Source organism: Actinomycetota bacterium (assembly GCA_019347575.1).
GTDB lineage: Bacteria > Actinomycetota > Nitriliruptoria > Nitriliruptorales > Nitriliruptoraceae > JAHWKY01.
Genome location: JAHWKY010000017.1, coordinates 20,891 through 34,813, shown reverse-complemented (window position 1 = coordinate 34,813; position 13,923 = coordinate 20,891). Strand labels below are relative to the sequence as shown.

15 protein-coding genes are annotated in these 13,923 nt (G+C 68.1%); all 15 read right to left on the bottom strand.

Going from position 1 to position 13,923, the window contains the following annotated elements; all coding sequences use genetic code 11:
- Positions 1 to 101: 101 nt before the first annotated feature.
- The 15 genes from KY469_12800 to mltG all read right to left on the bottom strand — a co-directional run bounded on the left by KY469_12800 (position 102) and on the right by mltG (position 13,922).
- A complete protein-coding gene (locus tag KY469_12800; protein ID MBW3663973.1) occupies positions 102 to 767 on the bottom strand; it encodes a hypothetical protein in 666 nt (221 codons plus the stop codon).
- Entirely contained in the window at positions 764 to 1,417 is a 654-nt protein-coding gene (gene pilO / locus KY469_12795) for a type 4a pilus biogenesis protein PilO (GenBank protein ID MBW3663972.1), read from the bottom strand. Before pilO ends, KY469_12800 begins: the two co-directional genes overlap by 4 nt.
- Positions 1,414 to 2,028, bottom strand: a complete 615-nt coding sequence (locus KY469_12790) for a hypothetical protein (GenBank protein ID MBW3663971.1) — start codon at positions 2,026 to 2,028, stop codon at positions 1,414 to 1,416. Before KY469_12790 ends, pilO begins: the two co-directional genes overlap by 4 nt.
- Positions 2,025 to 3,065, bottom strand: a complete 1,041-nt coding sequence (gene pilM, locus KY469_12785) for a type IV pilus assembly protein PilM (GenBank protein MBW3663970.1) — start codon at positions 3,063 to 3,065, stop codon at positions 2,025 to 2,027. Before pilM ends, KY469_12790 begins: the two co-directional genes overlap by 4 nt.
- Positions 3,065 to 3,301, bottom strand: a complete 237-nt coding sequence (locus tag KY469_12780; protein ID MBW3663969.1) for a helix-turn-helix domain-containing protein — start codon at positions 3,299 to 3,301, stop codon at positions 3,065 to 3,067. Before KY469_12780 ends, pilM begins: the two co-directional genes overlap by 1 nt.
- Before the next feature lie 185 nt (positions 3,302 to 3,486).
- Positions 3,487 to 4,293, bottom strand: a complete 807-nt coding sequence (locus KY469_12775) for a prepilin peptidase (protein ID MBW3663968.1) — start codon at positions 4,291 to 4,293, stop codon at positions 3,487 to 3,489.
- An 85-nt stretch (positions 4,294 to 4,378) separates the two neighbouring features.
- Positions 4,379 to 4,786: a prepilin-type N-terminal cleavage/methylation domain-containing protein gene (locus tag KY469_12770; GenBank protein ID MBW3663967.1), complete on the bottom strand. Its 408-nt coding sequence runs from the start codon at positions 4,784 to 4,786 to the stop codon at positions 4,379 to 4,381.
- Positions 4,787 to 5,022: 236 nt separating this feature from the next.
- On the bottom strand, positions 5,023 to 6,246 hold the full coding sequence (locus KY469_12765) for a type II secretion system F family protein (protein ID MBW3663966.1): 1,224 nt from the start codon (positions 6,244 to 6,246) through the stop codon (positions 5,023 to 5,025).
- A gap of 12 nt (positions 6,247 to 6,258) precedes the next feature.
- Entirely contained in the window at positions 6,259 to 7,854 is a 1,596-nt protein-coding gene (locus KY469_12760; protein MBW3663965.1) for a PilT/PilU family type 4a pilus ATPase, read from the bottom strand.
- A 27-nt stretch (positions 7,855 to 7,881) separates the two neighbouring features.
- The gene (gene pilB, locus KY469_12755; GenBank protein ID MBW3663964.1) at positions 7,882 to 9,549 is read right to left on the bottom strand and encodes a type IV-A pilus assembly ATPase PilB; all 1,668 of its coding nucleotides are present in this window, start codon (positions 9,547 to 9,549) and stop codon (positions 7,882 to 7,884) included.
- A gap of 1 nt (position 9,550) precedes the next feature.
- Complete coding sequence (locus KY469_12750) at positions 9,551 to 10,147, bottom strand: ATP/GTP-binding protein (GenBank protein ID MBW3663963.1); 597 nt, start codon at positions 10,145 to 10,147, stop codon at positions 9,551 to 9,553.
- A complete protein-coding gene (locus KY469_12745; protein MBW3663962.1) occupies positions 10,147 to 11,313 on the bottom strand; it encodes a DUF4388 domain-containing protein in 1,167 nt (388 codons plus the stop codon). The genes KY469_12750 and KY469_12745 overlap by 1 nt, the downstream gene beginning before the upstream one ends.
- Before the next feature lie 41 nt (positions 11,314 to 11,354).
- A complete protein-coding gene (locus KY469_12740) occupies positions 11,355 to 11,795 on the bottom strand; it encodes a roadblock/LC7 domain-containing protein (protein ID MBW3663961.1) in 441 nt (146 codons plus the stop codon).
- A 205-nt stretch (positions 11,796 to 12,000) separates the two neighbouring features.
- Positions 12,001 to 12,861: a shikimate dehydrogenase gene (gene aroE, locus KY469_12735; protein MBW3663960.1), complete on the bottom strand. Its 861-nt coding sequence runs from the start codon at positions 12,859 to 12,861 to the stop codon at positions 12,001 to 12,003.
- On the bottom strand, positions 12,858 to 13,922 hold the full coding sequence (gene mltG, locus KY469_12730) for an endolytic transglycosylase MltG (protein MBW3663959.1): 1,065 nt from the start codon (positions 13,920 to 13,922) through the stop codon (positions 12,858 to 12,860). Before mltG ends, aroE begins: the two co-directional genes overlap by 4 nt.
- Between the last annotated feature and the right edge of the window lies 1 nt (position 13,923).

Genomic DNA, 13,923 nt, shown 5'->3' with positions numbered 1-13,923 from the left:
CTTAACCGTTATCGGACCGTGGGGTTCACGACTTAACCCCGAAGTTGACCAGCGGGTCGCCGACAGAGGATTGCACGGCGCTGCCTACCCCGCCCGAACTGCTACTTGAGGACGCGATCGCCCTCGCAGAGCGTGAAGGCGTCGTCGCCGAAGAGCAAGGTCACACAGGGCGGGTCGATGCCGAGGACCTCGAAGTTAGTGGCGAAGACGGCACCGTCGGTGACGTCGAACAGTTCGTTGTCCACCTGTACCCGTGCGACCGCCCGACCGCTGTCGTCGACGAACACGTCCACCAGGCTCACGACCCGACCGTCGCAGACGACCTCGCCGTTCTGCGTGCAGCCATCACCCGTCGTCGTGTCGTCACCAGTCGTGTCATCGCCGGTGGTCGTGGTGTCGTCCCCGGTCGTGGTGTCGTCGCCGGTCGTGGTCGTGTCGGCCCCAGTAGTCGTCGTGGTCTCGCCGCCGGTGGTGCCACCTGTCGTCGGCTCGGCGGGACGCACGGGGCTGAAGGGGTCGCGGACGAGGAAGATCTCGTACGTCTCGATCGGGAGCGCTTCCTCCTGGGCCACCAACGTGGAGGTCTGAAGCCGATCCTCGGCGACATCCGTCAGGACGGGCGAAGCGTGCGAGGAGGTCGGGGCGCGGTCAGGCCCTCCCACCAGTGGCCGTGCGAGGAACAGGGCCGCAGCGGCGAGGAGAGCGAGCACCGAGGCGGTGACCGCGGCCCTCCGCAGTGGGTACGAGGCGACGTGGAAGCGGCTCATGCGGCGTCCTCCACCTCAGCGTCGATGTCACCCTCCAGCTCCGCTTGCCCCTCTTCCACCACGCCGGGGGAAGCCCCGGGGGCAGGTTCGGTGGCGGCGTCATCGGCAGTCGTGGGAGGTCCAACGACGAACATCTGACCAGTGGCACTCAACGTCAGCGTCGGGTACTCAGCCACGGCCAACGCCACCGTTTGCCACCGGATCGCGCGGGGCGAGATCGAGGGGTCCTCGACCCTCCGGAAGAAGTCCACGATCTGGAAGTAGCCACCCTCGACGCTCACGCTGACGTTGATCACACCGAAGTCGGCTCCTTCAACCTGAGCCGGACGGGCCGGAGCGACCGTGATGAGCCGGGCGCCTGCCTCGTCAGCGGCGAGCTGCAACTGTCGGAGCGCAGCGGGCAGGTTGGGTTCGGTCGGTAGCACGGCTGTGGTCGCGGCGATGGCGGCCTCGATCTCCGGAGCGCGTGCGCGGACCTCTTCGAGACTGGCCAGACGGGAGCGCAGCTGCGCTTCTTGCTGCTGGACCGTGGCGATCTCCTCCTCCACCTCGCCGACCTCATCCATCTTCGGCTTGAGCAGGAACAGGTAGTACGCGACAACGACGAGGGCGGTCACGAGCACGGCGACGAGGACGGCCTGACGGTTCATCGCAGTTCCTCCGGGAGTCCCGCCAGGTACCGCCCAGTGAGCGCTTCGGGTCCGAGGAAGAAGTCGAACGTGAACGTCGTGATGTCGACCTCATCGAGACTCGAGGAGGAGAAGAAGACCTCCCGGAAGGCAGCGACCTTGTCGAAGGACAGCAGCACGCGCTCGACGCCAGGGGCGTGGCCGAGCAGCGTCTCGGCGGAGGCCGTGACCTGACCGAAGCTCGTCCCCTCCTCCTCGGCCGGTTGGAGCGTCGCGGAGAGCGTGAGGAACGCCATGTCCGAGGGCGTGACGGCCGCTGCATCCTGGAGCAACCCCGCGACCGAGATCTCCAGCGCCATCGCGGATGCGATGAGTTCGTTCTTCGCGGCGAGTTCGGTCTCGAGGTCCGCGAACGCTTGGAGGGCCTGGACCTCGGCCTGGAGCTGGTCACGGGACTGCTCCGCCTGCGCCAGCTCGTCCCGCTTGTCGTTCACGCGCCCTATCTGCATCCAGTAGAGGAGCCCGAGCAACACGACCACGACGAGCCCCACGACAGCCAGGAGGCCGCGCTGGCGCCGGGCGACGTTGCGTTCCTCGACCTCGCGTGGGAGGAGGTTGACGCGAACGCTCATTCGACACCTCCCAGCGCCAGGCCGATGGAGGTCGCCAGGATGGGTTCGACGTCGGCGAGATCATCGCGGCTGTAGGAGGTCCCCTTCACGGGGAGGTGGTCTAGCGGCCGACCGACCTCGACCGGCAGCCGCACCGCGTTCGCCAGACGCTCGGGTAGTCCGGCAAGCTTCGAGCCGCCGCCCGAGAGCACGACGCGTCCGATACGGGCACTGCCGGTCTGGGCCTGGTAGTAGTCGAGCGAGCCGCGCGCCTCGTCGACGAACTGGTTGGCGCGGTCGTCGATGATGCGACGGGCACCCTCGTCCCCGGCACCGCTGAGCCCCGTCTGGATCTTCAGCGCTTCCGCGTCGGCGTGGGCGATGCCGAGTCCCGACGCCAGCGCCTCGGTGATGTCCGACCCTCCGAGCACCAGGATCCGTACGAAGCGGGGGGTGCCGTTCTCGTGCACGACGATGTTGGTCACGCCAGCACCGATATCGATGAGGACCTCGCTGCCCTGTGACACCGAACGCTCGTTGGCCAGCGCTCGGAGGATCGCGAACGAGTTGAGATCGACACCGGCGGGACGCAACCCGGCGTCCGAAGCGGCCGCGATGTGGGACTGCACCATGTCGCGGTGGGCGGCAACGAGGAGCAGGCGCTGCATGCGCTGGTCACCCTCGGTGTACTCATCCAGACGGTGGTAGTCGAGTTCGGCGTCCTCGACGGGGATCGGGATGTACTCCTGCACCTGGAAGCGCAGGGAGTCGCGCAGCTCCTGCTCCTCCATGTAGGGCAGGTCGATCTGGCGCACGACGACGCGCTGGTTGGCGACACCCAGCCAGGCGTTCTTCTCCTTGATGCGGGCGTCGCTCATGAGCTGCTTGACGGCGGCGCTGACCGCGGAGACGTCGATGATCTCGCCCTCACGGACGGCACCCTCGGGGAGGGCCACACCGCCGAAGTTGACGAGGGTCGGCTGACCGCGGGTGACGGTGACCTGGCTCACCTGCACGCCGCTGCTGCCGATATCGAGACCGACCGCGCTCTTCGCCATCAGCCCTCATCCTCTTCGGCGTGGACCGACCCGGCCGCGAGGTACGCGTCGAGGTCGCTCTGGCGGATGCGGTAGTTCTTGCCCACCCGGATGGCCGCGAGCGTGCCGCCCTTGATCAGCCGGTAGACGGTCATGTTGGACACGCGCAGGAGGGCGGCCACCTCGGCGACCGTCAGGAGCCGGTCCGCGCCCGGCCGCTCCGCGCCCACGTCTGCCCTCTCCGCCTGCGGGCCGATCCGCCCCGTTGGGGGCGCCGACCCATCCGGACGGCGCCGTTCCCGACGCCCGGCACCACATTAGTAACACCTGCCACACCGTGCGTCAAGCTTCACGCACGCAACAACAACGTACGTCGGCAACAACACGGGTCGACTTGAGTCCCACGCACCGTCACACCTCGGAGACGTCTGGTGGTGGACAACTACGGGACCCCGAGCCATCGCTCGAGCACCCCCGCGGCGGGTTCCCCCGCCAGGACAGCGACCAGTGACCCCAGCGCGAGGTAGGGGCCGAAGGGGATGCGCGACGCCAGTTTGACCCGCCCCGCCGCGATGAGGGCACCGACGATGACCACCCCGGCGGCCATGGTGCCGTAGAAGAACACCACGAGTTCCCATCCCCCGAGGTAGCCAACGACCAGACCGATGGACGCTGCGAGTTTGACGTCCCCCATCCCGAAGCCGGACTGCCCACGTAGCAGGCGGAACAGCTCCGACATCATCAGCATCGCGGTCGGCAACGCCAGCCCGGCGACCAGGGCACGGAGGAGATCGGTCCAGGCGTCATCGAGTGCAGCGGCCAGGACGAGCAGCGGCAGCAGGGCCAGGGGCAGCCGGTAGGTGAGCTTGTTGGGGATGATGCGGTGCTCGAGATCGATGGCGGTCGCGACCACCAACGCCCACACGAACACGAGCAGCGCCGGGAGGAGCCACGTGGCGCCGTGCACGGCCGCCGTGGCTGTGAACAGCAGCGCGGTGGTCCCCTCCACTGCCGGGTACCGGGCGGCTATGGGCTCACCGCAGTGACGGCATCGGCGCCGCAGCAGCAGCCAGGAGACGACGGGGATGTTGTCTCGCGCACGGATCGGCTGCTGGCAGTGCGGACAGTACGACTCGCGGGGCGTGACGACCGAGCCGCCCCGCGGCCAGCGGTGGATGGCGACGTTCGCGAACGAGCCGAGCAGCAGGCCGATCACGGCCGCTAGCGCCGTGGCCAGAACGTTGGACATCCCTAAACCCCTGCCTCAGACGTTGTTACGAACAGCAGTGTGCCGGGTGACCTTGGTCACCCGGCACACTTGGTAGAGAGACGGATCAGTAGGTGTTGACGCAGGCGGTGTTCTTCGGCTTACCGTCGGCGCTGTCGTACGTCCAGACCGTCGCGGATGAAGTGTGCGACGCGCTCATGCAGTAGCCCGTCGGGCTGGTACCCGCGGACACGACGGAGAAGACGATGTTGTCGGAGACGTTGAAGCCCTGGAACTCGAGGCCTGCCTGGTCCACTGCGTAGGCGCCGGTCTCCGTGAAGATGCCTTCCTGGATGACGGCGGCGTTGCGTAGGTCGGACTTGGCGGCCGAGTCCCACGCCTTCTCGCGCTGGTTGAGGAACACGGGGATGGCGATCGCGGCCAGGATGCCGATGATGATGACCACGACCAGGAGCTCGATCAGCGTGAAGCCCTCTTCGCGCTTGTCGAGGCTCTCGCGGAGCTTGCGGAGCATGTTGGTCCCTTCGGTACGTATGGATATGTATGTGACCGGCCACTTCTTCCGGGCACGTACCCGGCGGCCTGTCCCTCAATCCATCGTCGCCGAGGGCCTCCACCTTTAGAGATCCGTCGGAGGAATCTCGTGGACGCAGCGTGACCGATGCGGGGCGTAGAGCCGCTCCTGTGGCAGATGTGAACACGCAGCGTGAAGAACCGCCGCCCACTAGCCCAGCTGGTGGGCTGAGAGGCCTACTCGACCAGGTCGATGACCTTGAAGATCGGCATGTAGAGGGCGATGACCATCGCGCCGACGATCCCACCCAGCACGGCGATCATGAGCGGCTCCATCAGGGCCGTCAGCGACTCGGTGGTCGACTCGACCTCCTGGTCGTAGAACTCGGCGATCTTCTCGAGCATCGTGTCGACCGCGCCGGTCTCCTCCCCCACCGCGATCATCTGCACGACCATGGGCGGGAAGACCTCGTGGTCGGCGAGGGGGGTCGCGATGGACTCACCCTCACGCACCGACTCCTGGACGTCCCTGACGGCGTCGGAGATGGGACCGTTGTTGACCGTGTCCGCCGTGATCTCGAGCGCCTGGAGGATGGGGACGCCGGCCTTGAGGAGCGTCCCGAGGTTGCGGCTGAACCTCGACAGCGCGATCTTGTGGAACAGCGGTCCGAAGACGGGCGCACTCAGCTTGATGCGATCGAGTTGGTACCTGCCTCGCTCGGTGGCGCGGATGCGCTTGTACGCCTGCCACGCCGCGATGGGCAACACGAACAGGGTCACCAGCCCGATCGGTGAGCTGACGAAGTCGGACGCCGCCATCAGGACCTTGGTCGGCAGCGGCAGCTCACCGCCGAGGTCCTCGAACATCCCCACGAACACCGGCACGATGAAGATCAGCATGACCGCGGTCAGCAGGATCGCCAGGATGAACACGATCACGGGGTAGGTCAGGGCGGCCTTGATCTTCCCGCGCAGTGCGACGTCCTTCTCGAGCGTGTCGGCGATGCGCAGCAGCACCTGGTCGAGCATCCCGGCGGTCTCGCCGGCGCGCACCATGGCGATGTAGAGCTTGGGGAAGGCGTCGTGCTCGGCCATCGCCACTGACAGCGACTGGCCGCCCTCGACCTGGTTGCGGACCTCGTCGACGATGCGCGCGAGCTCCTTGTTCTCGGTCTGCTCGGCGAGGATCGTCAAGGCGCGCAGCAGCGACAGGCCGGAGTTGATCATCGTGGCGAACTGGCGGCTGAAGATGGCCAGGTCCTTGAGCTTCACCTTGGGGGCGAAGCCGGGGATCGTCAGCTCCTTCTGGAGGCTCGACTCCCTGACCTGGTCGATGCGCACGGGCGAGTAGCCCATGCTGCGCAGTTTCTGGGCCACCGCTCCCTGCGAGTCGGCCTCGAGCTCACCCGAGATGAGCTTGCCGGCACGGTCGCGGACCTGGTAGCTGAACTTGCTGGCCATGGTTGGTCTCCCTTAGCTCGTCCCGCGCCCGACGAGGCGGTTGAACTCGTTCATGTTGCTACAGTTCTCGGCGGCCTCGTCGTAGGTCACCGTGCCACGCTTGACGAGCGTGGCCAGCGACTGGTCCATCGCGACCATGCCGTGCTTCGCCCCCGCCTGGATGGCGGAGTAGATCTGGTGGGTCTTGCCCTCGCGGATCAGGTTGCGGACACCGGGTGTGGCGACCATGACCTCGCAGGCGACCGTACGCCCCGCCCCGTCCGAGGTCTTCAGCAGCTGCTGACACACGACGCCCTGGAGCGCCCCGGCGAGCTGCACGCGGATCTGCTCCTGCTGGTGGGGAGGGAACACGTCGATGACGCGGTCGATCGTCTGCGGGGCATCCTGGGTGTGCAGCGTCCCGAAGACGAGGTGGCCGGTCTCGGCCGCGGTCAGCGCGATCTGGATGGTCTCGAGGTCACGCATCTCGCCGACCAGGATCACGTCCGGGTCCTGGCGCAGGACGTGCTTGAGCGCCGCGGCGAAGCTGTAGGTGTCGGTGCCGACCTCGCGCTGGTTGACCACCGAGCGCTTGTGGCGGTGGAGGAACTCGATCGGGTCCTCGACCGTCATGATGTGCACCGGGCGGTTGGTGTTGATCAGGTCGATCATCGAGGCGAGCGTGGTCGACTTGCCGGAGCCGGTCGGACCCGTGACCAGCACGAACCCGCGCGGCATGTAGGCGAAGTTGGAGACCTGGCTGGGGACACCGAGGTCGTCGAGCGGCTTGATCTCGAACGGGATGACACGCATCACCGATCCGACCGAGTCGCGCTGCATGAACACGTTGACGCGGTAGCGGGCCATGCCCGGCACCGCGTAGGACATGTCCAGCTCGAGCTCGTTCTCGAACTTCTCGCGCTGCTTCTGGGTCATGATCGAGTACAGCATCTTGCGCAGCTCGTCCGGCGTGACCATCGGGTACTCGTCCAGCGGCGTCAGGTCGCCGTGGACCCGGATCGTCGGCGGGATGCCGCTGGTGAGGTGCAGGTCGGATCCGCCCCGCTCGACCAGGGCGACGAGCAGCTCGTCGAGGTCGATCGTCGGGCGCTCCTCGGCCATGGTGATCCGGCCGCCGGGCTGCGCCATCGGCTCCGTCGCTGCCCGTGAGGGCGCCTCGGCGACCTGCAGGGGCCCGGCGTCGTCCATGGTGAGGTGCGCGATGGCGTCGTGGAGCTGGCGCCGCGCGGACAGGGCCAGGACCACCGCCAGGCCCGTCTCGGCCTCGATCTTCTCCTTGGCACGGGTGTTCTTGGGGTCAGCCACGGCGACGACGAGCTCGTCCCCGTCGCCGAACCTGACGGGGAGCGCCTCGAGCTCCTCCGCCAGCGCACGGGACACCATCTGGGCCGCTGTGGGGTCCACCGCCCCGCCCGACACCTCGGCGTAGGGCATCCCCAGGCGGGCTGCCAACGCCCGAACGAGGTCGATCTCGGTGGCCAGCCCGAGCTCGATCAAGGACTTCGCCAGCGTCCCGCCGCTGCTCTGCTGGTGCTCGGTGGCGGTCGCGAGCTGTCCCTCGTCGATCACTCCCTGCTGGACGAGGATCTCGCCGAGTCCCTGTGCCATTTTCGCGCTCCCTACTGCATCTCGCCGTCAGACGACGACGCGAGCGACCTCTTCGATGGTCGTCATCCCGAGCAGGACCTTCGCGAGACCGTCCTCCCTCAGGGTACGCATACCCTGACTGATAGCCACGCGTTTGATCTCCTCCGACGACGCCCGCTCGACGGTCAGCCGCTCGATGTCCTCCGTGACGCTCATCACCTCGTGCAGCGCCAGTCGGCCCTTGTAGCCGGTGTTCCCGCACGCCTTGCACCCGACGGCGCGGAACACCTCGGGCCTCTGTTCGACGGTATCGGCATCCAGACCGGCTTCCTGGAGTGTCGCCATCTCGGGTCGGTACGGCTCCTTGCACTTGCTGCACAGCCGTCGCGCCAGACGCTGGGCGAGGACCGCGTCGATCGCGGACCCCACCAGGAAGGGCTCGATGCCCATCTCGGTGAGCCTCGTCACCGCTGAGGGCGCGTCGTTGGTGTGCAGGGTCGACAGGACCAGGTGGCCCGTCAGGGCTGCCTCGATGCCGATGTGGGCGGTCTCGCGGTCACGCATCTCACCCACGAGCACGATGTCGGGGTCCTGACGCAGGATCGAGCGCAGTGCCGAGGCGAACGTCAGGCCCGCCTTGACGTTGACCTGGACCTGGTTGACGCCGGCGAGGCGGTACTCGACCGGATCCTCGGTCGTGACGATGTTGACCTCGGGACGGTTGATGACGTTCAGGGTGGCGTAGAGCGTGGTCGACTTCCCCGAACCGGTCGGACCCGTGACCAGGATCATGCCGTAGGGCTTGCGGAACGAGCTCTCGAAGCGGGCGTAGTTCTCCTCGAGGAAGCCCAGGTCCTTCAGCTCGAGCAGGATCGAGGTCTTGTCCAGGATCCTCATCACGAGCTTCTCGCCGTACACCGTCGGCAGCGTCGACACACGCAGGTCGATCTGCTTGCCGCCGACGACCAGCCCGATGCGGCCGTCCTGGGGGATGCGACGCTCGGCGATGTCGATCTCGGCCATGATCTTGAGGCGCGAGGTGACGCCCGACTGGATGCTCTTGGGCGAGTGCATGATCTCGTGCAGGACGCCGTCGATGCGGAACCGGACGCGCATATCGCGTTCAGCCGGCTCGATATGGATGTCCGACGCCCCGTCGTTGACCGCCTGGGTGATCAGCAGGTTGACGAACTTGACGATCGGAGCCTCGTCCGTGACCGTCTTGATGTCCGCGAGCTCGTGAGGCTCACCGGCGGCCTCGCCCATGTCCTGGGCCATCTCCTCGATCTCGTCCGACATCCGGTGGTAGCGCTTGATGGCGTCGGCGATGTCCTCCTTGGTGGCGACGACCGACTTCACGTCGAGGCCAGTGATCGCGCGGATGTCGTCGAGCGCGAAGACGTTCGCCGGATCGCTCATGGCGACGACCAGACGGCCGTTCTCGTAGCCGATGGGCAGAGCGTTGTAGCGCCGAGCGAGGGTTTCGCTGATCGCGGTCACCGCTGTGGCATCGACCTCTTCGTCGGACAGGTCGACGAAGTCCATGCCGATCTGGGTCGCCAGTGCGCGTACGAGGTCGCGCTCAGTGACGTGACCGCGGTCGATGAGCACCCGCCCCAGCGACCGACCGTGCTGTTGCTGGATCTCCTGCGCGGTGCGGAGCTGCTCGTCGCTGATCAGCCCTTCCTCGATCAGGATCTGCCCGAGCTGGCGCACCTCAGGCCTCCTGCGCCAGCGGAGCCGCGGCTTCGCTCGGTTCACCGCTGAGGTGACGCAGGACCGCGTGCAGAAGGGTCACGAGGGCCATCTTGACATCGTCGCGCTCACGCGCGTCAACCGCGACGACCTCCACGCCATCGGGGATCTCGAGGCGTCGTCGGACCTCGTCGACGGTCCCTTCGGCGTCGCCCTCGACCTTGTTGGCAGCGACGATGAAGGGCACCTGGGCGATATCGGTGAAGAACTCGAGGATGCGCCTGGCCTCGTCGAGCGACTCATCCCGCTGCACGTCCACCATCAGCACGAAACCGAGCATGCCCTCGGCGAGGATCTCCCACATGAAGTCGAAGCGTTCCTGGCCGGGGGTGCCGAACAGGTAGATGGACAGGTCCGCCGCCACGGTGATGCGGCCGAAGTCCATCGCGACGGTGGTCTGCTCCTTCATCTTGCGCGTGTGATCGCTGACCTGTCGCTCGGTCGACAGGACCGTGATCTCGGAGATGGTCTGGATGAAGGTCGTCTTGCCCGCCCCGAACGGCCCGGTGACCACGACCTTGACGGTCCGGGGGTTGCCGCGTCTGGTGCGTCGCGTCATCACAGCCCCCTGACGCCCTCGATCAGGCGCCGCACGAGATCGGCGTCGATCGTGGGGTCGGTACCGAGGCGCTCGCTTTCCTCGGATCCGCCTCCGTTGCTGCGCACAGCGGAGGGCTTCGCGGTGAGGGGCTGGGGCGTGACAGGCCGTTCGTCCGCTGTCGCGACCGTGGGCTGCTCGTCCACCTGCACATCCGAGTCGTCGGCAGCTTCGGGTCCGGTAGCCGGGGCCTCCTCGACCTCGTCGGAGACGTCCGCGACCTCGGGCTCCTCGGAGGTCTCGGGTTCCTCGTCGACGTCCGGCGACTCGGTTCCTACCACAGTCGCTGTCGTGCCCCGAGGAGGCGCTACTGCCCTGTCGATCGGCTCACCGCTCTCGACGCGGCGCAGCAGATCCTGTTGCTGGAGCATGGCAGCGACCGATGACGGCCCCTCGGTCTCCACGTCGCGCACCTCGAGCATCCCCGCACCGACCATGCCGTACAGCAGCTTGCAGGTCGCGAACTGGCCCTGCCCGGCGAGCTCGACGAGATCGTGGACCGTGCGCCGCCCGTCCACGAGGGTGAGTAGCCGCCACTCCTCCGGCTTCAGGCTCACCTCCACGCCTGCCTCGGTCGGCGACGGGGCGATGGCCACGGTCGCATCCATCGACGGGATCTTCTTGCGGACGGCGTGCCACTCCTCGAGGCGGCGGGAGCCCTCCATGATGAGGTTCTCGACCGACGCGGCGAGCTCGGTCGGCTCGTCGATCACGGCGTCCTCGCCCTCGGTGTCGAACTGGAAGCTGCCGTTCGACCACCGCATCAGGTCGAAGACGGCATCCTGGACCTGCTCGCGGACGAACGTCTCGAGCGTCTCGGCGTCGAGCACGCCCTCCTTGACGAGGATCTGGCCCAGCCGCAGTGCGCGGCCGCGGGAGGCGTCGTCCTGCTGCTTCTCCAGCGCCCTCTCGAGCTGGTCGGTCGCGACCATCCCCGCCCCGACGAGCCGCTTCCCGAGGGCCATCCGCCCCGTCGTGGAGACCGCGAAGTACACCTGACCGTCGCGGAAGTAGACCTCTCCCGTCGCGCTGTCACGCTGGAGGTGCAGGCACCCCGTCTTCTTCGTGAAGGCGAGCAGTTGGAAGATGTCCGGCAGGGTGAAGCTCTCGAGCGTCCCCTCGAGCACACGTCACCCCCTGCTGCGGTCGTCGATGCGAGGTGGTTCGGTCACTGCCAGGCAGCTTCCGCGGCGGTGTCCGGCACATCCGGGTAGACGTCCGTGTCGCCGCGTCCTTCCATGAGCAGGTCTCCGATGCGTGCGGCTGCACGCCGCATCTCGAAGAGCATGAAGCCGATCTTGGCGGTCCGGCGCGCCACCGCCGCGAGGACGGCCTCGTCCTTGGCCGACATGAGGAACACGAACCCGTGCTCGCCCTCGACGAACACCTGGTTCAGCTGACCGCGTCCCAGGCCGATCGCCGCCTGTTCCCCGAGCGAGAGCAGGGCGGCGGACATCGCCCCGAGCCGGTCCTCCTCCATCTCGGGCGGCAGTGCGCTCGCCATCGGAAGACCGTCGAACGAGACCACCGCCGCAGCCTCGACGTCCGGTGAGCTGCGGATGAACTCGTCGAGGGCCGCCGCGAGACGGTGCGCCTTGGTGTCCGACATGTCCTGATCCTCCTCTGGTCGTGACGACACGACCCTTGCCGGCTACGGGGTGCCGCTACCGGGGGTCCGCGTCTGCGCACACCTCGGAGGCCGTCCCGAGCCGGCTCCTGTTGTCAACGTCGGCAGCGTCCCCACGTCGCTTGAGTACTCGAGGAGCGGGAGCACACGACGAGCGAACTGCTGTGCGAGGTAGGGTACTGGTGCGCTAGCGCGGCGAGAGGGCAGCCAGTGCGGCGGCCGAGAGCGTGGCGGCCGGAGCCTCACGCCCCGTCCACCGCCGGTAGGACAGGGCCGCCTGCGCGATCAGCATGCCGAGCCCGTGGTGCGCCTCGGCTCCTGCTGCCCGCGCATCGGCCAGGAACGGCGTCTCGGGCGGGTTGTAGACCAGGTCGTAGGCGACCTGGTGGTTGCGCAGCTCGTGGAACGGCTCGGGAAGCCGCTCCGAGCGCATCCCGAGCGGGGTCGCGTTGATGACCAGGTCGGCGGCGGCCACCACCCGCTCGACCTCGGTGCTGTCGGCCAGCGCGGTGCTCGACCAGGCGTCCGCTCCGGCCTCTCCCGCCAGCGCGGCGACGTCCGCTGCCGCGTCGCCGTCCCGGCCGGCGACGGTGACGTCCGCCGCCATGCGTCCGAGCGCGACGGCGACCGCGCGCGCCCCGCCCCCGGTACCCAGGATCACCGTGCGCAGGCGGCTGCGGAGCCCCAGCTCCTCGCTGAGGACCTGGTGCAGGCCGCGCGCGTCGGTGTTGTCCCCCAGCAGCCCCTCCGTGGTCCAGACCAGGGTGTTGACCGCCCCGACCAGCTCCGCCTCGTCGGTGACCTCGTCGCACAGCCGCAGCACGGTGCCCTTGTGCGGCACGGTGACGTTGGCACCCACCGCGCCCACCGCCGCGAGCGCGTCGACGACCGTGCGGAGACGGTCCGGAGGGGTCGGCAGGGCCAGGTAGACCAGGTCGAGACCCTGCTCCTCGAACGCGGCGTTGTGCATCGCCGGGCTGACCGAGTGACGCGCGGGCCACCCCAGGAGTGCGACGAGGCGCGTCGAGGCCGTCGCGCGCAACGTCACGGGGCGCAGTCGCTCTCGCGGAACTCCGCGACCTTCTGGTTGTGCTCGTCGAGGGTCCGGGAGAACTCGTGCCGCCCCGAGCAGTCCGCCGACAGCACGTAGTAGAGGAACGCGGTCTCCTCGGGGGCGAAGAACGCCCGGATGGAGGCCGCCCCGACCCCGGAGATGGGCGTCGGAGGCAGACCCTGGACCAGGTAGGTGTTGTACGGCGACTCCACCTCGCAGTCGGCCTGCAGGACGCGTTCCCGATGCTCGCCCAGCGCGTAGAGGCAGGTCGCGTCGATCTGCAGCGGCATCCCCTCCTCGAGCCGGTTCGCGATGACGCCCGCGACCACGGGGCGTTCCTCGTCGATCCGGGTCTCGCGCTCGATGAGGCTCGCGGCGACCAACCCGTCGTAGAGCTCGTAGCCGGCCGCGGCCTTCGCCTCGACCTGCTCCTCCGGGATCGTGTCGACCACCTGGCCGAGCTGGTCGATCATCCGCTGGAGGACGTCCTGGGGGGTCGCCTCGGCGAACATCTCGTAGGTCTCAGGGAACAGCAGACCCTCGTAGGGCTCGCGGACGTCGGGACCGAAGTCATCGAGGGGCGGTACCCAGTCCGGGAGACTCAACGCGCCCTCGTCGAGGACGGCGCGGTACTCCTCGACGCCGTAGGGCGACTGCTCGGCGAGCCGCGCGAGGGTCTGCTCCACCGTCAAGCCCTCCTGGACCGTGAACCGGAACGTCTCCCGTGCGAGTGGGCCTCCGAGCAGGGCGTCGATGGCCTCGTCCACGCTCATCCCGGTCTCGAGGTCGTAGGTCCCGGCCTGGAGGCTGTCGTCGAGATCACGGCTGCGCGCCACGAGGCGGAACGCCAGCGCCGACCGGACGACCCCCTCCTCCTGGAGCAGATCCCCCACGGTGGCGGCGGTCGCGCCCGAGCTGACCTGCACCGCGACCGGCTCACCGGGACCCGACTCGCCACGCAGGAGCCAGCTGACGTAGTACAGGCCGCCCCCCACGAGGAGCACGACGACGACGCCGATGACGAGGAAGATCTTCGAACCCCGGCTGAGTGCCACC